General features: G+C 67.8%; 20 protein-coding genes. 11 read left to right on the top strand and 9 right to left on the bottom strand.

What is annotated here, in order from left to right:
* The first annotated feature begins 5 nt into the window (after window positions 1–5).
* The 5 genes from ACJJVR_RS03490 to ACJJVR_RS03470 all read left to right on the top strand — a co-directional run bounded on the left by ACJJVR_RS03490 (window position 6) and on the right by ACJJVR_RS03470 (window position 5,920).
* Window positions 6–1,730 carry a sensor histidine kinase gene (locus ACJJVR_RS03490; RefSeq protein WP_405402294.1) on the top strand — a complete coding sequence of 575 codons (1,725 nt, stop codon included), beginning with the start codon at window positions 6–8 and terminating at the stop codon, window positions 1,728–1,730.
* 79 nt (window positions 1,731–1,809) lie between these two features.
* Window positions 1,810–2,505: a paraquat-inducible protein A gene (locus ACJJVR_RS03485; protein ID WP_405402292.1), complete on the top strand. Its 696-nt coding sequence runs from the start codon at window positions 1,810–1,812 to the stop codon at window positions 2,503–2,505.
* Window positions 2,502–3,164 (top strand): paraquat-inducible protein A, encoded by a 663-nt coding sequence (locus tag ACJJVR_RS03480; RefSeq protein WP_405402291.1) that lies wholly within the window; start codon window positions 2,502–2,504, stop codon window positions 3,162–3,164. Before ACJJVR_RS03485 ends, ACJJVR_RS03480 begins: the two co-directional genes overlap by 4 nt.
* Before the next feature lie 42 nt (window positions 3,165–3,206).
* A complete protein-coding gene (locus ACJJVR_RS03475; protein WP_405402290.1) occupies window positions 3,207–5,258 on the top strand; it encodes an intermembrane transport protein PqiB in 2,052 nt (683 codons plus the stop codon).
* A gap of 2 nt (window positions 5,259–5,260) precedes the next feature.
* Entirely contained in the window at window positions 5,261–5,920 is a 660-nt protein-coding gene (locus tag ACJJVR_RS03470) for a membrane integrity-associated transporter subunit PqiC (RefSeq protein WP_405402289.1), read from the top strand.
* 118 nt (window positions 5,921–6,038) lie between these two features.
* Here ACJJVR_RS03470 and ACJJVR_RS03465 read toward each other — a convergent pair whose 3' ends face one another.
* The 3 genes from ACJJVR_RS03465 to ACJJVR_RS03455 form a co-directional block, all read right to left on the bottom strand.
* The gene (locus tag ACJJVR_RS03465) at window positions 6,039–6,416 is read right to left on the bottom strand and encodes a hypothetical protein (protein ID WP_405402288.1); all 378 of its coding nucleotides are present in this window, start codon (window positions 6,414–6,416) and stop codon (window positions 6,039–6,041) included.
* A gap of 79 nt (window positions 6,417–6,495) precedes the next feature.
* Window positions 6,496–8,322, bottom strand: coding sequence for a hypothetical protein (locus ACJJVR_RS03460; RefSeq protein WP_405402286.1), 1,827 nt, complete (start codon window positions 8,320–8,322; stop codon window positions 6,496–6,498).
* Entirely contained in the window at window positions 8,313–9,365 is a 1,053-nt protein-coding gene (locus ACJJVR_RS03455; protein ID WP_405402284.1) for a phosphatase PAP2 family protein, read from the bottom strand. The genes ACJJVR_RS03460 and ACJJVR_RS03455 overlap by 10 nt, the downstream gene beginning before the upstream one ends.
* 96 nt (window positions 9,366–9,461) lie before the next feature.
* Between ACJJVR_RS03455 and ACJJVR_RS03450 the strand changes: the two genes are divergently transcribed.
* Complete coding sequence (locus ACJJVR_RS03450; RefSeq protein ID WP_405402283.1) at window positions 9,462–11,000, top strand: SARP family transcriptional regulator; 1,539 nt, start codon at window positions 9,462–9,464, stop codon at window positions 10,998–11,000.
* Here ACJJVR_RS03450 and ACJJVR_RS03445 read toward each other — a convergent pair.
* The 3 genes from ACJJVR_RS03445 to ACJJVR_RS03435 form a co-directional block, all read right to left on the bottom strand.
* Window positions 10,997–11,773: a 3'(2'),5'-bisphosphate nucleotidase CysQ gene (locus ACJJVR_RS03445; RefSeq protein WP_405402282.1), complete on the bottom strand. Its 777-nt coding sequence runs from the start codon at window positions 11,771–11,773 to the stop codon at window positions 10,997–10,999. The genes ACJJVR_RS03450 and ACJJVR_RS03445 overlap by 4 nt on opposite strands.
* Window positions 11,760–13,121, bottom strand: coding sequence for a TldD/PmbA family protein (locus ACJJVR_RS03440; protein WP_405402281.1), 1,362 nt, complete (start codon window positions 13,119–13,121; stop codon window positions 11,760–11,762). Before ACJJVR_RS03440 ends, ACJJVR_RS03445 begins: the two co-directional genes overlap by 14 nt.
* A gap of 67 nt (window positions 13,122–13,188) precedes the next feature.
* Window positions 13,189–14,781, bottom strand: coding sequence for a hypothetical protein (locus ACJJVR_RS03435; protein WP_405402279.1), 1,593 nt, complete (start codon window positions 14,779–14,781; stop codon window positions 13,189–13,191).
* Window positions 14,782–14,855: 74 nt separating this feature from the next.
* Here ACJJVR_RS03435 and ACJJVR_RS03430 point away from each other — a divergent pair, with 74 nt between their 5' ends.
* From ACJJVR_RS03430 to ACJJVR_RS03415, 4 genes are all read left to right on the top strand, one after another.
* A complete protein-coding gene (locus tag ACJJVR_RS03430; RefSeq protein WP_405402277.1) occupies window positions 14,856–15,473 on the top strand; it encodes an enoyl-CoA hydratase/isomerase family protein in 618 nt (205 codons plus the stop codon).
* 181 nt (window positions 15,474–15,654) lie between these two features.
* Window positions 15,655–16,410, top strand: a complete 756-nt coding sequence (locus tag ACJJVR_RS03425) for an amino acid ABC transporter substrate-binding protein (protein WP_405402275.1) — start codon at window positions 15,655–15,657, stop codon at window positions 16,408–16,410.
* Window position 16,411: 1 nt separating this feature from the next.
* A complete protein-coding gene (locus ACJJVR_RS03420; protein ID WP_405402274.1) occupies window positions 16,412–17,086 on the top strand; it encodes an amino acid ABC transporter permease in 675 nt (224 codons plus the stop codon).
* Window positions 17,083–17,823 carry an amino acid ABC transporter ATP-binding protein gene (locus tag ACJJVR_RS03415; protein WP_405402273.1) on the top strand — a complete coding sequence of 247 codons (741 nt, stop codon included), beginning with the start codon at window positions 17,083–17,085 and terminating at the stop codon, window positions 17,821–17,823. The genes ACJJVR_RS03420 and ACJJVR_RS03415 overlap by 4 nt, the downstream gene beginning before the upstream one ends.
* Here ACJJVR_RS03415 and ACJJVR_RS03410 read toward each other — a convergent pair whose 3' ends face one another.
* From ACJJVR_RS03410 to ACJJVR_RS03400, 3 genes are all read right to left on the bottom strand, one after another.
* Window positions 17,824–18,246 (bottom strand): hypothetical protein, encoded by a 423-nt coding sequence (locus ACJJVR_RS03410; protein WP_405402270.1) that lies wholly within the window; start codon window positions 18,244–18,246, stop codon window positions 17,824–17,826. It abuts the gene before it with no gap.
* A gap of 68 nt (window positions 18,247–18,314) precedes the next feature.
* A complete protein-coding gene (locus tag ACJJVR_RS03405) occupies window positions 18,315–19,727 on the bottom strand; it encodes an ATP-binding protein (RefSeq protein WP_405402268.1) in 1,413 nt (470 codons plus the stop codon).
* Entirely contained in the window at window positions 19,714–20,418 is a 705-nt protein-coding gene (locus ACJJVR_RS03400; protein WP_405402267.1) for a response regulator transcription factor, read from the bottom strand. The genes ACJJVR_RS03405 and ACJJVR_RS03400 overlap by 14 nt, the downstream gene beginning before the upstream one ends.
* A gap of 181 nt (window positions 20,419–20,599) precedes the next feature.
* Here ACJJVR_RS03400 and ACJJVR_RS03395 point away from each other — a divergent pair, with 181 nt between their 5' ends.
* Complete coding sequence (locus ACJJVR_RS03395; protein WP_405402265.1) at window positions 20,600–21,841, top strand: ABC transporter substrate-binding protein; 1,242 nt, start codon at window positions 20,600–20,602, stop codon at window positions 21,839–21,841.
* Window positions 21,842–21,904: the final 63 nt, after the last annotated feature.

Here is a 21,904-nt window from a genome sequence, read left to right as displayed (position 1 = left end):
CGCTTTTGTCGATCGCGATCCTGCCGATCGGGCTGATCTCTCTGGTCCAGAACCTGCACCTGTCCCGCGAGGCAGAGCGCAGCGCCGAAATCGCGCTTTTGGGTCGCACGGCATCTGCGGCCGCGGGCGAACGGGCGCTGTTGCAAAGTGCCTTGGGCGCGGCCGATGCATTGGGTCCTGCTATTTTGGAAAGCGCAGATCAGGCGGTCGTATGTTCCGACCTGTTGCGCAACTTCGTGCAGCGCAGCGGCACCTATCGACATGCCGCTTTCATCCCTGTGGACGGTCGCGTCGATTGCAGTTCGGCTGGCGCTGACGATCCGCAGCTGGACTTTTCCACCAGCGATACTGTGAATGACTTCATGCAGAACCCGATGACGCGGGTGACATCCCTGGCACAGGGGCCTGTCAGTCAGGAACCTGTGGTGGTCGTGCTGCAGCCGCTGTACCGGGACCGTGAATTTCTGGGCCTGACCGCGCTTTCGCTGACGCAGGAACTGTTGCAGTCCACCCATGCGATGGATTTCGGGACCGAAGGCGCGCGCATTCTGACGTTCAACAATTCAGGCCGTGTCCTGATCGCGGATAACAGCCTAGGCGACGACCCGACCCAGCTGTTGCCCCGCGATGTGCCCCTGATCAGCCTGCCCGGCCAGGGAGAGGCGACCTTTCGGACCCGCGCCAACAACGACGAAATGCGCGTCTTTACCGTCGTTCCCGTGGTCCCCGGCCTAGTCTATGCCCTTGGCAGCTGGAGCCCCAGCACCGCCGGCGTCGGGTTGTTTCAGCTGTCGCGCTTTGGCGCTGTCATGCTGCCGGTGGCGCTTTGGGTGGTGTCGCTGGCCGTGGCCTATTTCGCGGTCTTTCGACTGGTTCTGCGCCATATCAGCGTGCTGCGCGGGCAGATGCGGCGCTTTGCCATCGGCAACCGCGACAGCCCGCCCCCCGTCCTGTCCGACGCGCCGACCGAAATCGCCGATGTCAGCCAGACATTCCACAACATGGCCCGCATCCTGATCCGCGACGAAGAGGCGATGGAACAGGCGGTCGCAGAAAAGACGGTCCTTTTGAAAGAGGTCCACCACCGGGTCAAGAACAACCTTCAGTTGATCGCGTCCATCATCAACATGCAAAGCCGCCTGATCGACGACCGCGATGCCAAGCGCGTTCTGCGATCGGTTCAGGACCGGGTCGCGGCGTTGGCGACAATCTATCGCAACCTGTATCAGGCCGAACAGTTGGACCAGGTTTACGCCGACCGACTGATCGCTGACATCATCGCCCAACTGACAACCGCATCGGCCAGCGCGGGCCGGCATCTGCAGGTAAAGACCGACATTCAGCCGCTGACGATGCTGCCCGACCAAGCAGTGCCGCTGACCCTGTTGACGACCGAAGCCTTTACGAACGCGATGAAATACGCGGGCACGCCCGTGGATGGTGGTGATCCGTGGGTTCGCGTGTCACTGACCGCACCCGCGCCCGGACAGGGCCTGCTGGAGGTCGTGAACTCTACCGGCCCCGACGGCGCTGCCAGCGGCACCGGCTTGGGCAGCCAGCTGATAGAGGCATTCTCGATGCAGCTGGAGGGCGACATCGTCACCGAAAACCGGCCCGGCGACTATCGTCTGGCGCTGACCTTTCAGTTGGGACAGGGCGGAGCGCCGGGCGGCAGCAACCCGCGACAGGTCGTGCTGACATCGGCGGCCCGCGCCGGATCGCGGCATTAGCGCCGCGCCCGCATGCAAATCTGCGTGCCATTCATGCGCCGTGCTTGCACCGCAGGCGGACAGGCTTATCTTCGGGCCCATGGAACGTGAACAAACCTATGATCTGTCGACCGGCGAAGGGCTGATCGCCTGCCCGCTATGCGACGCCCTGCACGTCCACGAAGATCTGGATGTCGGAGAGACGGCGCGCTGCATCCGGTGCGGCACGGTTCTGGCAAAACCCCGTGACGGCGCCTTTGCCCAGCTTATCGCGCTGGCCTTCACCTCCATGGTGCTGCTGGTGGGGGCCGTGTTCTTTCCCTTTCTCGAGGTGTCGGCGATGGGCTTTGGCAATGCCAGCTCGTTATTCGACGTGGCGCTGGCATTCGCGGACGGGGTGCTGCTGCCGCTGGTTCTGGCCGTGCTGGCGATGATCATCGGCCTGCCGATCCTGCGGTCCTGCCTGCTGCTGTATACGCTGGTGCCGCTGGCACAGGGACGTGCGCCCCATCGCCATGCCGCCCGCGCCTTTCGCTGGTCCGAACTGCTGCGCCCCTGGTCCATGGCCGAGATCTTTGTCATCGGTACCGCCGTGGCCCTGATCAAGGTCGCCGGGCTTGCCACGGTGCATCTTGGTCCGGCCTTCTGGGCGTTTTGTGCATTGATCTTCGTGAACGTCGCCAGCCGCGCCTTCATGTGCCAGACCTCGATCTGGGACGCGATCGAGGATGCCGGGATGAAGACCGACTACCCTGCAAAGACCCCCGTACCCCTCACCACCCCCGGCGACGCATGAGTGCGCCCGCCGACCGGCACGATGGCCCGGTCCCCACCGCACACCGCGCCGGGTTGTCCGGATGCCACCGGTGCGGTCGCGTCTGGCCGCAGCACGAAACGCGTTGCCACCGCTGCGGCGCGCATCTGGTCGCGCCCGACCGCCGCGGCCTGCAAAAGGTCTGGGCATGGTGGCTGGCTGGACTGATCGCGTATATCCCCGCCAACGTCTTTCCGATGATGAGCACGCAGACCTTTGCGGGCCTTGCCGGCAATTCCGAGGCGACGATCCTTGGCGGCGTGGTCGAGCTGATGCACCACGGCAGCTACGACATCGCCATCATCGTCTTTGTGGCATCGGTCGTCGTCCCGGTGGGCAAGTTCCTGGCCATCGCCTGGTTGGCGGTCGTCGCGGGTCGTCCCGCCAGCGTGGAACAGGCCCATTCGCGGCTGAAGGTGTATGAGGTGGTCGAATTCGTCGGCCGCTGGTCGATGATCGACGTCTTTGTGGTGGCGATCCTGTCGGCGCTGGTACAGCTGGGGTTCGTCGCCTCGATCAAGCCGGGGCCTGCGGCGGTCTCGTTCGCCCTGTCGGTTGCTTTCACGATGCTTTCTGCGCAAAGCTTTGACGCACGATTGATTTGGCGCGGCCTGCCCCTGCGCACCCGCCGCGAGCCCTGACCGCCTGCATTTTCAGAACGACCGCCCAAGGATCACGACCCTATGCCTGATACAACGCCGCCCCTGACGCCGGCCAGCCCAGTACGCAAGACGGCGGCCCGCGCGGCACAGGCCGGTATCAATGTCATCTGGATCGTGCCCATCGTGGCACTGATCGTGACGTTGGGCATCGCCTGGAACGCATTCCGCGACCGGGGCAGCGTGGTCGAGATCGAATTCGCCGATGCCACCGGCATCACGCCCGGTGAAACCACGTTGCGTTTCCGCGAGATTACGGTGGGTGGCGTCGAGGGGGTAAAGTTCACCGATGACCTGTCGCGTGTCGTCGTGTCGGTCCGGGTGGACACCGACGTGGCGCAATACATCGACGCCGATGCGTCGTTCTGGATCGTGCGCCCTCAGGTCAGCGCCCAAGGGGTCACGCGTCTGGATACCGTTCTCAGCGGCGCCTTCATCGAGGGATATTGGGACGCCGACGTGTCCGAGCCTGGAATGCGCTTTACCGGTCTGGACCGCCCGCCGCTGATCCGCAGCGACCAGCCCGGCACATGGATCACCCTGTCGATGGAAACCGCCGACGGCCTGTCCGAAGGGGCGCCGGTCCTGTTCCGCGGCGTTCAGGTCGGGCGGCTGGAGAACATTCGTCTGGATCAGGGCACCGACCGTGTCGTGGTCGACGCCTTTGTCGAGGCGCCCCATGACGCGCGGCTGACCAGTTCGACCGTCTTCTGGGATACGTCGGGCTTTTCGGTATCGCTTGGGGCGCAGGGGGTGGCGCTGAACGTGAACTCTCTCTCGTCTCTGCTGCAGGGGGGCGTCGCGTTCGAGACATTCGTCAGTGGCGGTACGCAGATCGAACCCGGCCGCGAATTCCCCGTCCAGGCTGACGAGGGTACAGCCCGCATCGCCCGGTTCGAAGACGACGACACCCGCCTGTTGCGCGTCGGCATGCTGATCGACGACAGCGTGGAGGGTCTCTCCACCGGCGCCGATGTCCAGTTTCAGGGGCTGCGCGTCGGCCGCGTCACCGAACTGGCCGTCAGCCTGACCGAGGATGAGCTGGGCAACACCGCGCCCCGCCAGCTGGTGACCATGCTGATCTCTCCACGGCGGATGGGTCTGCTGGACGATGCGACCGCTGAGGACGCGCTGGCCCTGCTGACCGACGAGGTCGCAGGCGGGTTGCGCGCCCGCGTGGCCAGTGCGGGCTTTCTGGGCACGACCCTGATGGTCGAACTGGTGGACATACCCGATGCAGAGCCCGCGTCGATCGACCTGCAGGCAGAGCCGAACCCCCTGATCCCGTCGGTGCCCGGCGATCTGGACGATTTCACCGCCAGCGCCCAGGGCCTGGTCAACCGCATCGGAAACCTGCCGATCGAAGAGCTGCTGACCTCGGCCCGTGACACGCTGGACGGGATCACCGCGCTGGCCACGTCGCAGGACACCCGCGCGATTCCCGCCGCCCTGCGCGAGGCGATCGAAGGGGGCAGCGTCGCGCTGTCCGATATCAGTGCCATCACCGGCGATCTACGTCAGGCCGAAAGCGGCCAGGCCCTGGCCCGCATGCTGGACGAGGCGACCGCGGCCTTTACCGCCGTGTCCGACGCCGCCGTGGGCGTCCCCGAGATGGTCGAACAGATTGACATCGCCGCCGCCTCGGTCGAGGAATTCGGCTTTGCCGAAATCAGCCTGCAGGCCGAGGGTATCCTGTCCGACCTGCGTTCCATGCTGGGCAGCGATGATGCCGAACAGCTGCCGCGCAACCTATCCAACGTGCTGGAATCGGCGACGGGCCTTCTGGATGACCTGCGCGACGGCAATGCCGTGGGCAGCCTGAACAGCGCGCTGGACAGCGCCAGCCAGGCCGCCGACCAGATCGCCGTTTCCGTCCAGCAACTGCCCGACCTGCTGCAGCGCCTGCAGCTCACCGCGGCGCGCGCCGATACGCTGTTCGCCAGCTATGGCGACCGATCGGCCTTCAACAACGAACTGATCGGGGCGCTGCGTGAATTGCGGCGTGCCACCTCCTCCATCGGCTCGGTCGCCCGGCTGATCGAACGCAACCCCCGCGCCTTCATTCTGGGACGATAGACATGATGCTGCCCCACCGCACCCTGCGCCTGCCCGCCATCGCTGCCCTGATCGGGGCGACCCTGCTGGGGGCCTGTTCCAATTCCGAAAAGACCGGGCGTTTCCTGATTGATCCGCCTGTGGCGGGAATACAGGTGCCGAACCGCCTTGGGACCGCGGAACTCAAGGACGTATCCCTGCCCGAATATGCCGCCGATCAGGAGGTCGCGTTCCAGACCGAAGACGGGGCGGTCCGGTCGAACTCGGACAACCTGTGGGCCGACGATCCGGCGCGGTCGTTCACCACGACGCTGGCCCGCACGATCAGCGACGTGTCCGGCGCCACCGTCATCAGCGAGCCCTGGCCCCTGGCCCAGCCCCCCGCCCGCATCCTGGAGGTCCGCGTTGAACGCGCGCTGGCACAGGCCGACAACAGCTATCGCCTGTCGGGGCGGTATTTCGTGTCCGATGACGGGTTGTCCGGCGGCGGCACGAACCACGCGCGCAGCTTTGACATCCGGGTGCCGATGACCGCGCAGGGTCCGGCCGCGACGGCGGCGGCGGCCAGCCAGGCGATCTCGATCCTGGCACAGCAGATCGCGACGCTGTCGGGACCGGGGGCGACCATTGCCACCACGCGCCCCGCCGCGTCCGATCCGTTCGACCTGCCGCCGTTGTTCTGAAGAGATCGGCGGAAGACTGCCCCAGACAGTCTTCCGCCGATCCACCCGCAGGACAGGTACCAATAACACCAAACCGCTCACGACAGACGGTCCCGCAGGTTTCTGAACCGGCGCCCGATCAGGCGCCGGATGTGTCGATCGAACTGTGGCCAAGGACCCGGATGATGACCGGCAGCACGAAATGGTCAAAGCACGCCCGGTCCGGGTTGAAGGCGCCGGGACGACCGATGCCACCGCAGTCCTCGCAATCGTCGATGGTGCCCCAGCAGTTCGGGCAGGCGCCAAGCGCACAGGCCAGCATTTCCGCGTGGTCGATCAACAGGGTGTTCTCACGCTCCAGCCGGTTCAGCGCGGCGCGGCTGTGCAGGTCGCCGATGCCCGTGGCGTGCAGTCGCGCCGGTGCCCGCCCGCCCGAGGCGCCAGACACCGTGTTTCCCCCCAGCATCCGCAATGCGGACAGCATGTCCTGAAACTCTGCGGTATCCTTGTCCCTCATGGCGCGCCTCCCGGTGCGAACGATGTGTTCGCCCTGCACATGCTGATTCGCATGCGTCCGTGAATCTGGCGTGAAACCCTCATTCATGCTGAAAACGGGTCGGCAGCACCGGCACCGGGCCATCCGTCGTCCCGCCCGCCAGTCTTTGGATTGCCGCCCGGTCCCTGGGCCGCGCGCCGTCCGCCAATTGCGCCGCCAGCCATCGTGTCGCCTGGGGTGCCGCGACAGAGGTGCCGGACAACAAACAAAAGCTGCCGCTGATCCGACCACGCACGATCATGCCATCCAGCCCCGGCGACCGATCCACGCAGGCCAGCAGATCGCCGCCACCCGCCGTTCCGATCAACGAAGCATAGGCCATGCCCCGCCCGCGCCTGTCCACCGCGCCAACCCGCAGCCCATGTCGCCCTGTTGCATAGGCATTCACCGTATCCGCCCGCTGCAGGCGCGCCGTTCCGTTGTCCGGCGGGTCCAGCACCAACGGAAATCCACGGGCGTCACGCGCGGCATAGGCAGGGTGGTACAGCCGACTTTGCCGCGCCTCTCGTGAGAAACCGCGCAGCACGTCATCGCGCTGGACCGAAACGGCGTGATCGCCGTCGCCCTGCACCAGCTGCAGCTGCCACCGACCGGGCGGCGCCCAACCGTCGCCCGCATGCGCAGGGCAGGTCGGAGCCACGATCAGCGTCACGCATTCGCGCCACCCGTCGGGATGCGGCATCACTCGATAGAACGCCCGCGCCAGGTCGTGCCCCCGCGCGTCGCGCAGCACGCTGGACTGATCACCAGCGCCAAAGGCGGTGCGCGCCTGGGTGCGCGACGGGGGCGTCAGGCCGATCCGCATCGGTTCGTCCGGGTGGTCAGCGCGCACAGGACCCCAAATCTCCAACGGGGTTTGGGTGGCGTCATCGGGCGGCACCTGCCAGCCGATGACGCCCTGCGGACGCAGGGTCGCGCGCAGGCGGGCCATCCGGTGATTGCCTGTGGGCAGCACCACATGCACAGGTCCCAGTTTCGCCGATGTATGCGTCGCCAGCGCGTCCAGGAACCGTTCCACAAGGCCGGTCCCGTCACGTGGCCCCGCTGTCAGCCCCAGGCTGAGGTTCAGCACCACAGGCAGGCGCACGCTGTTGCGAGGCAGGCTCCGCGCGGCCTCGACCTGGCGGCACAGCATGCGGGCGCGGGTCATCGCAAAGACGATGGCAGCCAACAGCGGGTCCTGGGCCAGCGTGGCGGACGTGTCCGCGATCACCCCCGGTGCCAGGTTCACCGCGATCACCGGGTGGTCGCGTGCGCGCGGATCGTTTGGTGCAAATCCCGCCGCCAGCAGGGTTACCGCCGCGCCGTGGCCCGCGGCAAAGGCGGCGCTGTGCGTCGTGCGGCGATCCATCGCCACCACCCCGGCATGGCGATAGACGGTATCCTCGGCCGCGATCGCACCCGATTCCAGCCCCGCCAGCCAGCCCGAGATCATGTCGCCCCGCAGCTCTCTTCCCCATGGCAGGTCGCGACCGGGTCCGCCCGGGTCGACGGGGACGTCCTGAACCCACAGCGACGCAACGCGCGACAGCCCCCCCGGCAGGCGAAGATGCTGATGCGCAAAGGGAACGGCGTCATCGATGACGGCGATGATGCAGCCCCGCGCGGGGTCAGGCAACGCATCGGGTGTCATCAGCGGGCCGGCACCGGCGGGCGCGGTGGTGGTATTCGCCGCACCCGGCGACAGCACCGCCGATGGCAGGAACCAGCCGGGGGTCATCCGCCCAAACGCCTGCGCCATCAGGGACGGCACGTCGGGTGCGGCCGCAGGCGGCGTGATGCCCTGACGCCGGCACCATTCGACCAGCGCGGGTGCCAGCCCCGTCGGGGTGTGCAGAGGCGCGGTCCATGCGGTCGTCAGCTCCACCGGTCCGACCATTCGGAGCGGGCGCGTGCGACCAGTGTCGTCCACAGCGGCGCGGGGCGCGCCGCCAGCGCGTCCCCCGTCAACGTGGTCGCAGGGTCGGTCCCGCCCAGCATCCCGTCCAGCACCCCATAGTGGAAATCGCGCACGGCCCCGTCGTCGTGATACAGGCGCCCGTCAAACCGTGCGGCGCGGACGGTTGCGCCGGGATCGGCACGGGCCAGCATGTATTGCGCCACCTGCATCCCCAGCACGGCCCCCGAAGCGCTGTCGACGGGGAAATGCACCCCCGCCACCGTTCGGTTCACCGCAATGCGGCAGGCCAGCCGGAACAGCGGGTCGCGTGCCTGCAGCGGGGCGGCCGGATCATCCAGCCGCGTCAGCAGCGTCGCCAGACAGAATGCCTGGGTGGCATGGCCGCTGGGCAGGGTCGGATGGCTGGGACAGGCGATCATCGGCTGGATCAGGTCGCTGAACTGGCCGGGGCGCGGACAGGCCAGTGCCAGTTTGACGCGCATGACAGCAGCGGTGGTCAGGTCTAGTGCGCGGGTCAGCATCTCCAGTGTGGCGGGGTTGCGCGACGGCTCCAACGGGCGGATCGCGGCGAAAAAGGGCATCAGGCCGCTGGTCTGGACCTGGATTTCGGGGGCCCGGTCGGGGCGCAGTTCGGCGTAATGACCGACCATGGCGGCGGCATCGCGCAACTGTGCCAGATCGGGCCGGTCGATCCGTATCAGGGGCACGCAGGTCCCGTCGCGCTGACGGCACAGCAGGCTGGCCGATGACGCACCGGACAGCCCGTCATCGTCAGCCGACAGCGGCAGATCCTCTGACAGTTCGGCCAAAAGGATCGCGGCGCGGTGGTCGGGGTCCATCCGCGCAAGGCGGGCACCCGGCGACAGGCCGACCGGCGCACCGCCAATGCCCTGCAGATCCTCGGTCGCCACGACCGCATCCCGGCTGCGCATCAGCGCAAGCGCCAAAAGCGCGCCCTGACCGTCGGGGGCGTCGTCGGATTTGGCATGCTTGGCATGATGCAGGGACATGGGACACCGGAGAAAACAGAAACGGACAGTTTGATTAACCTATCACACAAAGACGTGATCGGATAAACTTTCGCAAAATGCCGCCGGGACATCGTGATGAATCGTCTGACCCTGTCTTTGATCGGCCCGGTCGAGATGACCGGACCGGGCAACCTGCGGTTGACCCCGCGGGGCATGCGGGCACGCGGTGCGCTGGCGGTGCTGGGCACGGCGCGCGGTCTGCGCGTGACCCGGGCACGCCTGCAGGACCTCCTGTTCAGCGACCGTGACCCCGATCACGGCAATGCCAGCCTGCGTCAGCTGCTGAGAGAGATCCGACAAAGCCTGGGCCCTGCACGCGATGCGTTGATTGCGGGTCCGGGCTGGGTCGGGCTGGACCCCGACCGGGTTCAGGTCGATCTGGCGGCCCGCCCCGGTCCCGATGGTCAGGTGCCCGAATTCGCGGCCGACCTGGACATCCCCGACCCCGAATTCGAGGATTGGCTGCGCGACGCGCGGCAAAGCGCGGCGAACCGTCCGCCCCAGATCGTCCCGGCGGATACGCTGCCCGACCTGCTGCTGGCCGATCCGATAGCGGTGGGTCAGGACGCCACGGTGCTGGCCACGATGATCCTGTCCGAGGCCGCGGGCCGCGCCGCCGACCTGTTGCCCATTGCCGTGCTGGCGCCGGGTGCCGCGCCGCGTGGGGCCTATGTGCGGGTATCGTCGATGGCGGGGGTGCATGGCGGTGTCTTCAGCCTGCTGGTGCGGCTGATCCACCACCCGTCGGGCCGGGTGATGTGGTCGCAACGCCTGACCGCGCCGATGGCCGGCCTGGAGGGGCGGCTGGACGACCTGGCCGCGCGCTGTTGCCTGGGGATGGTGCAGGTGCTGGACCAGGGTCAGGCGCTTGGGGCGGCGATGGGACTGTCTTTCGCGGACGTGTTCAGCTTTTCCGCGCCCCGGCTGGCTCGTGCCGATCAGGTTCTGGCGCAACTGGGTGACAGCATCACCCCGGCGGTGACGCTGTCGCTGCGCGCCTGGATCCGAACGACCCATGCGTTCGAACGCCTGACCCCCGATCCCCGCCAGGCCATCGCCGAGGCCGCGGACCTGGCCGCACAGGCTCGTCAGGCCGCCCCGTTCCACGCAACCGCGCTGGCCGTCCAATCGGTGGTCGAGGCCTATCTGGACCGCGACCAGATCGCGTTCGACCTGTCCCGTCAGGCAGTGCTGGCCGATGCGGGCAATCCCTTGGCGCGGCTGGCCCATTCCCGCGCGCTGGCCGGGGTCGGCCGCGTTGCCGAATCCGCGGCACAGGCGCAGGCCGGGCTGGATCAGGCGCTGTCCAGCCTGAACCCCGCGAATTGGCACCTGGGAATCGGGGTCGCGATGATGCGCGCGGGCGATCTGCCCGCCGCCACCCGCCATCTGGAGGCCGTGCACCGCTTTGCCCCCGACAACCGCCCTGCCCTGCGGTTTCTGGCCGCGTTGCGATACGCGCAACGCGACGAGGAAGGCACCGTCGATGCCCTGCTGGCCCTGCGCAGGCTGGAACCGGATTTCAGCCTGGATCTGATGGGCAGCGACGGATACCCGGTGGACAGCCTGCGCAGGCTGGGCCTGCTGCAGGTGGCAGGGTCGGGGTTGATCTAGCGCAGCGCCGCCAACAATGCGCCATGCAACCGGGTACCAGCCACGATCAGCCCGTCCACCTGCGCGGCCTCGCTGTTGAACCGCATCCGCTGTCCGCGCCGGTCGGTCACGCGCGCCCCGGCCCGTTCCGCGATCAGCGCCCCTGCGGCGATGTCCCATTCCCACGCCGCGCGCAGCGACAGGGCTGCATCGAACTGCCCTTCGGCCGCAAGGCACAGCCGCCATGCCAGCGACGACCGGAATTCGCGCCGGAACCCGGGCATGCCGTTGCGCCAGTTCGGCGCGTCGGCCACCGTGCGATAGGTCAGCACCCGCGCGCCCTCGACCTCCGCATCGGTGGGCGCGATGGGGGCGCCGTTCAGCGTGGCGGGGCCATCGACATGCGCGGCATAGGTCAGGTCCAGCACCGGCAGATGCACGACGGCGGCCACGATCCGGTCCCCCCGTGCCACGGCCAGCGAATGCGAAAACCCGTCCTGCCCGTCAATAAAGGCGCGGGTGCCGTCGATCGGGTCGATGATAAAACAGTGTTCGGCGTCCAGACGGGCGGGGTCGGCCTCGGATTCCTCGGACAGCCAGCCGTAATTGGGGCGCGCGGTGGTCAGGGTCGCGTGCAGGGCGTCGTTGACGGCCAGATCGGCCTCGGTCACCGGACCGGCATCGCCGCCCTTGTCCCACGCCTGCGGGTCGCGCCGCCAGAATCGCAGCGCGATGTGCCCGGCGTCCCGCGCGGCGGCGGTCAACAGGGCCAGGTCGGCCTCAGCCCCCGGCAACGGTCATGCCCCGGACCAACAGGCTGGGGACCTCTGTGCCGCGCCACGGCAGGGCGTCGTCGGCGGCCTCCAGCGTCATCAGCATGTCGCGCAGGTTGCCCGCGATCGTGCATTCGTTCACCGGCCAGGCGATGCGGCCGTTTTCGACCCAGAACCCCGCCGCGCCGCGGGAATAATCGCCCGTGGTGCCGTTCACCGATGCGCCCAGCATCGACGTCACGACCAGCCCGGTGCCCATCCGTTCAATCAGGTCCTGACGGCTGGCGCGGCCCGGCGTCAGGATCACGTTGCTGTGGCTGGGTGACGGGCTGGAGGCCAGCCCCCGTGCCGCTGATGCGGTGCTGTCCATGCCCAGTTTGCGCGCGGTGGCCAGATCCAGCGTCCAGCCCTGCAGCACGCCGTCGGCCACGATCAGCCGCGCGCGCGTGGGCAGCCCTTCGGCGTCGAACGGGCGCGACGAGGGATAGCGCGGGCGCAGCGGATCCTCGGCCAGATCCATGCCGGGGGGCAGCACGGGCTGACCCATATCACGACGCAGCCAGCTGGCCCCGCGTGCGATGGACGACCCGTTCACCGCCGACAGCAGGTGCCCGATCAGCGATGCCGACACGCGGCGATCATACAGGATGGGAAAGGCGCCCGTTGGCGGCCTGCGCGCGCCTGCGCGGGCCAGCGTGCGTTCGGCCGCAAGGGTGCCGATTTCCTCGGGCGTGGGCAGGTCGGCGGCAAAGACGCGCGATTCGCCTGCATAATCGCGCTCCATCCGCAGCCCTTCGCCGGTGATGGCGACGACCGACAGGGAATGCCCGGTCCGCGCATAGCCGCCCGAAAATCCGTTCGACGCGGCCAGCCACATGCGCCGCTGGCTGTAGCTGGCATTGGCGGCCTCGACCTGGGAAATGCCCGCAACGTCCAGGGCCGCGGCCTCGGCGCGTTGCGCCATGTCCTGCAGGTGCTGGGGGTCAGGTTCGGGCGCGTCCTCGGCCAGGTCCAACCCGGCGGCGTCGCGGTGGCGCGCCAGCTGGTCGGGATCGGCCAGGCCCAGATGGTCGTCCACCGGCGCCTCGCGTGCCATGGCGACGGCACGGGCCGCCATTTCGGTAATGGCGGCGTCGCGGTGGTCGGATGACGACACCGCGGCCTGACGACCGCCCACCAGCACGCGCAGGCCGATCTCCAGCCCCTCGGCGCGTTCGGCCTGTTCCAGCGCGCGTGCGCGGATGTCGATGCTGACGGACCGTCCGTCGACGGCCAGCGCGTCGGCCTGATCGGCTCCGGCGCGGCGCGCAGCGTCGATCAGCGCCTCGGACAGGCGCTGAAGGCGAAGGGGGTCGGCGGCGTCGGTCATGCGGGCCTCACAGGCGAAAGGGGTCGGGCCGAGGCGGATGCCCCGGCCCGCTGTCATGCGGTCAGGGTCACTGGATCTGCTGGCCGTTGGCAAAGATCGCGCCGCCTTCGCGGAACTCGATCTCGGTCTGCAGCTGGTCGGGGTTGCCCTCGACCGGGCGGGCGAACATCGCCATCATCATGCGCGGACCCATCAGCTGTTCCTGCGGCACGACGCCCATCGCGACCAGCGTATCCAACAGGCCGTTGATGCCGCCGAACGTGCCCTCGATCTGGCCGACCGGCTGGCTGGGATCGTCGCCAAAGGTCAGCGCGCCGGTCAGGTTCGCGGTCGCGCCGACGGCGTCCAGGGCCAGTTCCTTGATGGTCAGATTGCGCGGCTGCAGCGGCATCGGCGCGGCGCCATCCGGCCCCGGCTCCGCCTGTTGCGGAAAGTCGGGGTCCATGAAGTTCTGCGTCAGCAGCGCAGTGCCCTCCAGGTCGATGGTCAGGCTGGCCGGATCGCGCGGCAGGGCCGCCTCGGGGTCCATCGCCTGCCAGATCGCATCGTCCATCGTCAGCCCGTCCAGCACATAGGTCAGCGCAAAGGACTGTTCCTGATCGGACGCGACGATCGGCATGGCCAACCGGAACCGGTTTTCCGCCGCCGCATAGGCGATCGGGAACGGCAGGTCCGTGGCGGTCAGCGTGGTGGCCATGTCGGTCATGCTGCCCTCGTAGGACAGGCCCTCCGCCGACATGGCCACGGCCAGCGTGCCGCCGGCAGCATCAAAGCTGCCTTGGGAATCGTTGCGCTCGCCGTCAGCGGTCAGGGTGCTGGCGCTGAAGCTGCCGGTGGTTGCGCCCATGCCAAAGCTGCCCTTGCCGCCAAAGCCCGCCTGCAACGCCTGCGTTGGCTGGTTCGAGAAGTTGACTTCTCCGGCGGGGCTGGTGCCGTCACCCTGCATGGTCAGATCGGCGATGCTGATCGTGGCCTGGAAATCATCGGTTTCCGCAGTTTCCGCAGGGGTGTCGGCTGCCTCCGGCATATCGGTCGCGGGTGTCTGCGCCGCAGCCGGGGACGGGCCGGATGCGGTGACCTGTGCCTCCAGCGTGTCCGCGCGTCCCTCAAAAGTCTGGGTGCTGGCACCATCGGGGGCGGTGGTGACGGTCTGGCTGCCCGTGACACCGCTCAACGATGCGGTCAGCGGAACCTCGTTCTGATCGTCCATCGCGCGACCGGCCATCGTCAGCGTGGGCATCACGATGTCATGCGTCAGCGCCTCGGGCGTGCCCGAGCTGATCGTTTCGTTGCCGGGTGCGTCCAGCGTCATGGAAAACCCCACGGCCTCGCTGTCACCGTCGGGCATGGCGCTGCTCTCCAGCGTCATCTGGCCGTCCACGACCGACCGCACGGTGCCGTCGCCGACCGCGGTCAGCACGATCTGGGGCAGGGTCAGGACCATGTCGGGGGCGTCGGCCTCTCCGTCGACGGTCAGGACGACGTCCGTCAGCGAGATCGCCTCGTCGGATGCGTCCTCGGATCCGACCTGGACCTCGTAACCCATCTGCTCATAGCTGTCCTGCAGGCTCTGCCAGACCTGGGCGGGGGTGACGTCCGCAAGGGTCGGGCCCGCGCCCAGGATCAGCGCAATTGCCGAGGTTGCAAGGGGACGGTTCATGGCGGATACCTTTCGCAAACCTGAAATCGGGGAATTCCTGACACAGTGCCGCCGAAAGGGAAAGGGAACAAGTCGTGATCCACAGCCACCACCGGGATGGCCTGTCCCTGCTGACGATCGACCGCCCCGACAAGGCGAACGCCCTGACCGCCGACATGCTGCGCGATCTGCGCGCGGGCGTCGCGCAGGCCCGCGACAGTGGCGCGCGGGTGCTGATCCTGACCGGGGCGGGTCGGGTCTTTTCCGCCGGTGCGGACCTGGATCAGGCCCGCGCGGGTCTGGCCACCGCCCCCGAATGGGAGGATCTGTCGAGCGCGCTGGCGGACCTGCCCTGCCTGACCATCGCCGCGCTGAACGGGTCGCTGGCGGGGGGTGCCTTTGGCATGGCGCTGGCCTGCGACATTCGTCTGGCGGTGCCCGATGCGCGGTTTTTCTATCCGGTGATGCGGCTGGGCTTTCTGCCGCAGCCAAGCGACCCGGCGCGTCTGGTGGCGCTGGTGGGGCCGGCGCGGGCGCGGATGATCCTGATGGCCGGTGCCCGGATCGACGCGCCCGAGGCGCTGGCCTGGGGCATGATCGACCGCATCCTGCCCGCGCCCGACCTGATGGACGCGGCGCGTGCGTTGGCGGTCGACGCCCTGGCCGCCGACCCCGCCCATGTGGCGGCGATCAAGGCGATGACGCAGGCATAGCCGCCACAGGGGTGGCCCACGATCCGCTGATGGAACGAAGTTCCCCGCCCGCCGTTGCGCCAGCGGGGCTTGTTCCGGACCGTGACGGCCTGCCGCATCTTTGTCCTTTTCTGCCGCTGTCCCGCTTGCGGATCGTGTCGCCCGATCGCAGGTAAAGCCCAAGAACATATGGAGATTTCTCGTGCGCACGCTTGTCCTGACAGCAGCCCTTGCCCTGACCACCGCCCTGCCCGCCGCGGCCGACACGATCCGCGTCGGCATGTCCGGCGGCTATTTCCCCTTTACCTTTACCCGTGCCGATGAACTGCAGGGGTTCGAGGTCGATTTCCTGAACGCCGTCGCGCAGGAAACCGGGGACGAGGTCGAATTCGTCACAATGTCGTTTTCCGGTCTGATCGGCGCGCTGGAATCGAACCGCATCGACACCATCGCCAACCAGATCACCATCACCCCCGAACGCGAGGCGGCCTTTGCCTTCACCCAGCCCTATGTCTATGACGGCGCCCAGATCGTGACGCGCGAAGGCAACGCGGCCGGCATCACCGGTCCCGACAGCCTGGACGGCAAGACGGTCGCGGTGAACCTGGGATCGAACTTTGAACAGTTGCTGCGCGACCTGCCCAATGCCGACCAGATCGACATCCGCACCTATGAAAGCAACATCGGACAGGACACCGCGCTGGGCCGGGTCGATGCCTTTGTCATGGACCGCGTGTCGTCCGCACAGGTGATCGCGGAAAGCCCCCTGCCGCTGGAACTGGCCGGAGAGCCGTTCTCGGAGATCCGCAACGCCCTGCCCTTCCGCAACGACGCCGCGGGACAGGCCCTGCGCGACCGCGTGGACACGGCCATCACCACCCTCAAGGAGAACGGCACCCTGGCCGAAATCTCGCAGAAATGGCTGGATGCGGACGTGACGCAGCCTGCGTCGCAATAACATGCGGCCCCTGGATACGGCCTATATGTGGGATCTGGCCCCGGTCATCGCGGGCTATGTGCCGCTGACGCTGTTCATGGCGATCATCGCGATGGTGGCGTCGCTGGCCCTTGGGTCGGCGCTGGCCATCGTGCGCGTAACGCGCGTGCCGGTGCTGGATCGCATCGTGGCCGTGTTCATCAGCTTTTTTCGCGGCACGCCGCTGCTGGTGCAGCTGTTCCTGTTCTATTTCGGCCTGCCGCAGGTCGTGCCCGCGCTGACCGGCATTGACGGGGTGACGGCGGCGATCATCGGCCTGACGCTGCACTTTTCGGCCTATATGGCCGAAAGCATTCGCGGCGCGATCCTAGGTGTCGATCGCAGCCAATGGGAGGCGGCCCAGTCCGTCGGCATGACCCAAGGCCAGCTGCTGCGCCGCATCATCCTGCCCCAGGCCGCGCGGACTGCGGCGCCGACCCTGATGAACTATTTTATCGACCTGATCAAAGGCACCTCGCTGGCCTTTACCCTGGGCGTGACGGAAATGATGGGCGCGGCACAGAAAGAGGCCGCAGGCAGCTTTCTGTACCTGGAGGCGTTTCTGGTCGTCGCGTTGTTCTATTGGGTGATCGTCGAAACCCTGTCCGTCGGTCAACGCCGACTGGAATCCAGCCTTGGAAAGGCGGTTGCCCGATGACATGTCAGATAGAGATCACTGGACTGGTCAAACGTTTTGGCGACAACACGGTGCTGAACGGCATCGACCTGTGTCTGGAACCGGGCGAACGCGTGGCGATCATCGGCCCGTCGGGAACCGGCAAATCGACATTGCTGCGGTGCCTGAACTGGCTGGACACGCCTGACCAAGGCACCATCCGCATGGGCGATGTCACCGTCGACGCAGCGCGCGCGACCAAGGCGCAGATCCTGGGCCTGCGCCGACGGACCGGGTTCGTGTTCCAGAACTATGCGTTGTTCGCCAACAAGACCGCCCGCGGCAACATTACCGAGGGTCTGACCATGGTACGCGGCTGGTCCGCCGACAAGGCGCGGGCCAAGGCCGATGACATCCTGACCCAGATCGGTCTGGCGGATCGCGGCGACAGTTTTCCAGCCGCCATGTCCGGTGGTCAGCAACAACGCGTTGGCATTGGCCGTGCGATGGCGCTGGATGCGGACTTGATGTTGTTCGACGAACCGACCAGCGCGCTGGACCCTGAATGGGTCGGAGAGGTGCTGGACCTGATCCGGCGCATCGCGGACGGTCGTCAGACGATGTTGATCGTCACCCATGAAATGCAGTTTGCCCGCGAAATCGCGGACAGGATCATCTTTATGGAGGGTGGTCGCATTGTCGAACAGGGACCACCGACGCAGGTTTTCGGAAACCCACAGGACGACCGCACGCGGTCATTCCTGCGGCGGGTCGGCTGATTACAGCCCGGCGACCTGAAAATACGCCTGCGTGCTGCGATCATCGCTGAACCCGATACCGCTGGCGATGATGCAACTGGTCTGATCGCCGCGCGGGGCAACCAACGTCCACGTTCCCAACTGATCGGAACCCCACAGCTGCGTGCCTTGCGCCCCGGTCACGTCCACGGGCTGTTCGGCGAAATCCTGTTCCAGCGTCGTCGCGATTTCAGCGTCGCCGGCGCAATAGGGCTGATCGTCGACAGCCAGTTCGGACACCGGCATGGTCTGGATTTCCTCCAGCAGCGCGGCGGGCTCCATACCTTGCATGGCGCTCCACCCCTGGACGGGCTGTGCGGGGCTTGCCGACAGTGCGGGCGTGACGCTGAGCAGCGCCACGACGCCGGCGCAGCCGAGGCGGGTAATGCGATCTGCACGGGTCATGATGATAGCCTTTCTTGCGAATTCCCCAATAAAACGCAATTTTCGTCCCATGGGTTCCGTCAGGCCCCCTAGGCCCAGCTGCGCGCCAGTGCCAGACGGGCCTCCAGCCCCTGCGGCGCGCGGTGGAATTCCAGCCGTCCGCCATGCTGTGCGGCGATGGTCGACACAATGGCCAGACCCAGCCCGACGCCGCTGGCGGTGCCCGCATTCTCTCCGCGTTGAAAGGCCCCGGTCAGGCGCGCCAGATCGTCCCCTGTCAGGACCGATCCGCGGTCGGTGACGGTGATCCAGGCCTCGTCGGCATCGCCACCTGTCAGCACCTGCGCCTCGCGGCCGTATTTCAGCGCGTTGTCGATCAGGTTCGACAATGCGCGGCGCAGCGCGGTCGGCTGGCCGCGCATCAGCAGGGCATGGCTGTCCACCGTCGGGCGGCTGGTCGTGCGTGAAAACAGCGTGCCCGCGCGGGCAGGGGGCAGCGACGCCTGGTGCAGCGTCACGGGCATGCCGACGTCCTGATAATCGGCGACCACCGCCTCGGCCAGCGATGTCAGGGACAACTGCCGGAACGGTTCGGCCCCGATCTCGGCGCGGGTATAGGTCAGTACGCCGTCGATCATCGTCGTCATCTCGTCGATGTCGCGGTCCAGGCGGGCGCGCAGGGCGGCATCCTCGATCATCGCGCTGCGCAGGCGCAGGCGGGTGGCGGGCGTGCCCAGGTCGTGGCTGACCCCGGACAGGACCAGCGCACGGTTCTCCAGCGCGGCGCGGTCCTGGGCGACATAGGCGTTCACGGCCTCGGCGGTCTGGCGCAGCTCGATGACGCCGCCGACGGGCAGGGCGGCGGTCCGGGCGCGGTGATCGCGCAGCGCGGCGGCAAAGGCGGTGAACGCCCCCGCCACGCCCGCGACCCAGCCCAGCAACAGGGCCAGCGCCCCCAGGGCCAGCGCCCCGGCCAGCAGACGTCGGTCGGGCGGCGCGGCCCCGCACCCCCAGACCGCCGCGCCGTCCACGCGGATCCACGGCCCCGATTCCTGTCTCACGAACAAGCGGGGGTCGCTGCAGAACCGCGCCAGCGTGCGGGTGATCGAGGCAAGCCCCGCGGCCTGGCTGCCGCCGCCGACGGATTCCACCTTGGCCACGGGATAGGTCAGGTCGGGGGACTGGATGCGGACCGACAGCCGCGCGCCCTGCGACAGATCGGGCCGGCCGCCGCCGGTCAGGGTGATCACCGTCTGCCGCCAGCCGGGCGGCAGGTCGGGCGTCGCCCGCAGCTGGACCTGGGACAGGCCCTGGGGCAGGGCGCTGCCCGTATCCAGGCTGTCGGCCAGCGCCAGCCCGGCGATATAGGCGCGGTTCAGATGCGCGTCCCAGGCCGCGTCGCTGACAGCCCACAGCCAGACCGACCCGCCACCCGCCAGCATCGCCAGCACCACCCACAGGCTGGCCACCAACCGCAGCGACAGGCGGTCACTCAGCGTCACGCGCAACCTCGGACGACAGGACATAGCCAAGGCCCCGTTCGGTGCGGATCAGCGCGGGGTCGGTCTTTTGCCGCAACCGGCCGACCAGCATGTCGATGGCGCGTCCCTCGGCGGCCTCGTCGTCGTCCAGGGCGGCGGCGATTTCCTCGCGCGTCAGGGGGATCAGCGGGTTGGCCAGAAACACCCGCAGCAGGGCGGTTTCGCGCGACGACAGGCTGACCTGCCAGCCGCCGGGGGCCGTCACCTCGTCGCGCCGCGCGTCATAGCGCCAGCCCGCGAACCGCAGCACGCTGTCGCGTTTCCGGTGCGACAGGCTGGGCGCACGGCCCGCCCGACGCAGTACCGCCCGGATGCGGGCCAGCAGCAGGTCGGGGTTGAAGGGCTTGGCGATGTAATCATCGGCGCCGACCGCGTATCCGGCCATGCGCTGATGGTCGGCGGACAGGGCGCTGACCATGATGATTGGCACGTCCTGCGCCTCGCGGATCTCGGCGCAGATCGCCACGCCGTCGTCATCGCCCAGGGACACGTCCAGCAGGATCAGGTCCACCCGACCCCCGCGCAGCGCCGCCAGCGCGGTCGCGCGACTGTCCGCGCATGACACGTGAAATCCGTGGCGCTGCAGATGGGCGGCCAGCATGGCGGCCATGTCGGCATCATCCTCGACCAGCAAAAGGCGGTGCAGGCTCATCAATGGTCCTCCGATCCGGGCTTTACCATCGCAGGCCGGGGTTACGTAACAGTTTGTAACGTGACGCGGCGAAAACTGCTGGGCGCATGGCAGCACTGCGTTGCGGACATGGCAGTGCCTGCGGCATGATCGACCCACACGCGGATCATCGAATCCGCGCGGGATAGATCTGGGAGGATCCATGAACATCAAATCCGTTCTGGCGGCATCGACCGCCGTGATGCTGGCCGCGCCCGCGATGGCCGAACCCACCGCCGAGGTGATGCACTGGTGGACCTCGGGCGGCGAGGCCAAATCGGTCGCCGTCCTGCAGGAACAGTTCGCGGCCGAGGGTGGCACCTGGACCGACATGCCGGTGGCAGGTGGCGGCGGCGACGCCGCGATGACCGCCCTGCGCGCCCGCGTGCTGTCTGGCAATGCGCCGACCGCCGTGCAGCTGAAGGGCCCGGCGATCCAGGAATGGTACGAAGAGGTCGGCCTGGCTGATATCGGCGCCGTCGCCGAGGAGAACGGCTGGGACGACGTCCTGCCCGCGCAGATCGCCGAGCACATGAAGTGCGAGGGCCAGTGGTGCGCCGCGCCGGTGAACGTCCACCGCGTCAACTGGATCTGGGGCAACAAGCAGATCCTGGACGATAACGGCATCGAGATGCCCACCACCTGGGACGAATTCAACGCCGCCGCCGAAAAGCTGCAGGCCGCCGGCATCACGCCGCTGGCCCATGGCGGCCAGAACTGGCAGGACGCGACGATCTTTGAGACCGTCGTGCTGGGCCTGGGCGGCCCCGAGTTCCACCAGCAGGCGCTGGTCGATCTGGACCCCGAGGCGCTGACCTCGGACACGATGAAGCAGGTCTTTGACCAGATGCGGACCATCCGCGGGTACGTCGACGACAACTTCTCGGGCCGCGACTGGAACTTGGCAACGGCCATGGTCATGAACGACGAGGCCGCGTTCCAGATCATGGGCGACTGGGCCAAGGGCGAATTCCTGGCCGCGGGCAAGGAACCGGGCGTCGATTTCATCTGCGCGCCGACCCCGGGCGAGGGCTTTCTGTACAACGTCGACAGCTTTGCGTTCTTCGAGCTGGACGGCGAGGACAAGCAGCAGGGCCAGGCCCTGTTGGCCAGCCTGATCATGGGCCCCGACTTTCAAAAGACGTTCAACCTGAACAAGGGCTCTATCCCGGCACGGACCGACGTGGCGCTGGACGATTTCGACGATTGCGCGAAACAGTCGAACGCCGACATGACCGCGGATGCCGAAAACGGCTCGCTGCTGCCCAGCTATGCGCATGGCATGGCGCTGCGCGGCGCGCCGGCCGGTGCGATCACCGACGTGGTGACCGCGCATTTCAACAGCGACATGTCGTCGGACGACGCCGTGGCGCAACTGGCGGATGCTGTCGCGAACGCGATGTGATCACGGCCTGACGACCCCGCGCCCCTGTTCGGGCGCGGGGTTTTTCTTTGGGGGTTTACCGGA

It is taken from the genome of Paracoccus sp. Ld10, assembly GCF_045064235.1.
Classification (GTDB): Bacteria; Pseudomonadota; Alphaproteobacteria; order Rhodobacterales; family Rhodobacteraceae; genus Paracoccus.
Note: the sequence above shows the minus strand (reverse complement) of the source record. Positions and strands in the feature narration are given on the sequence as shown.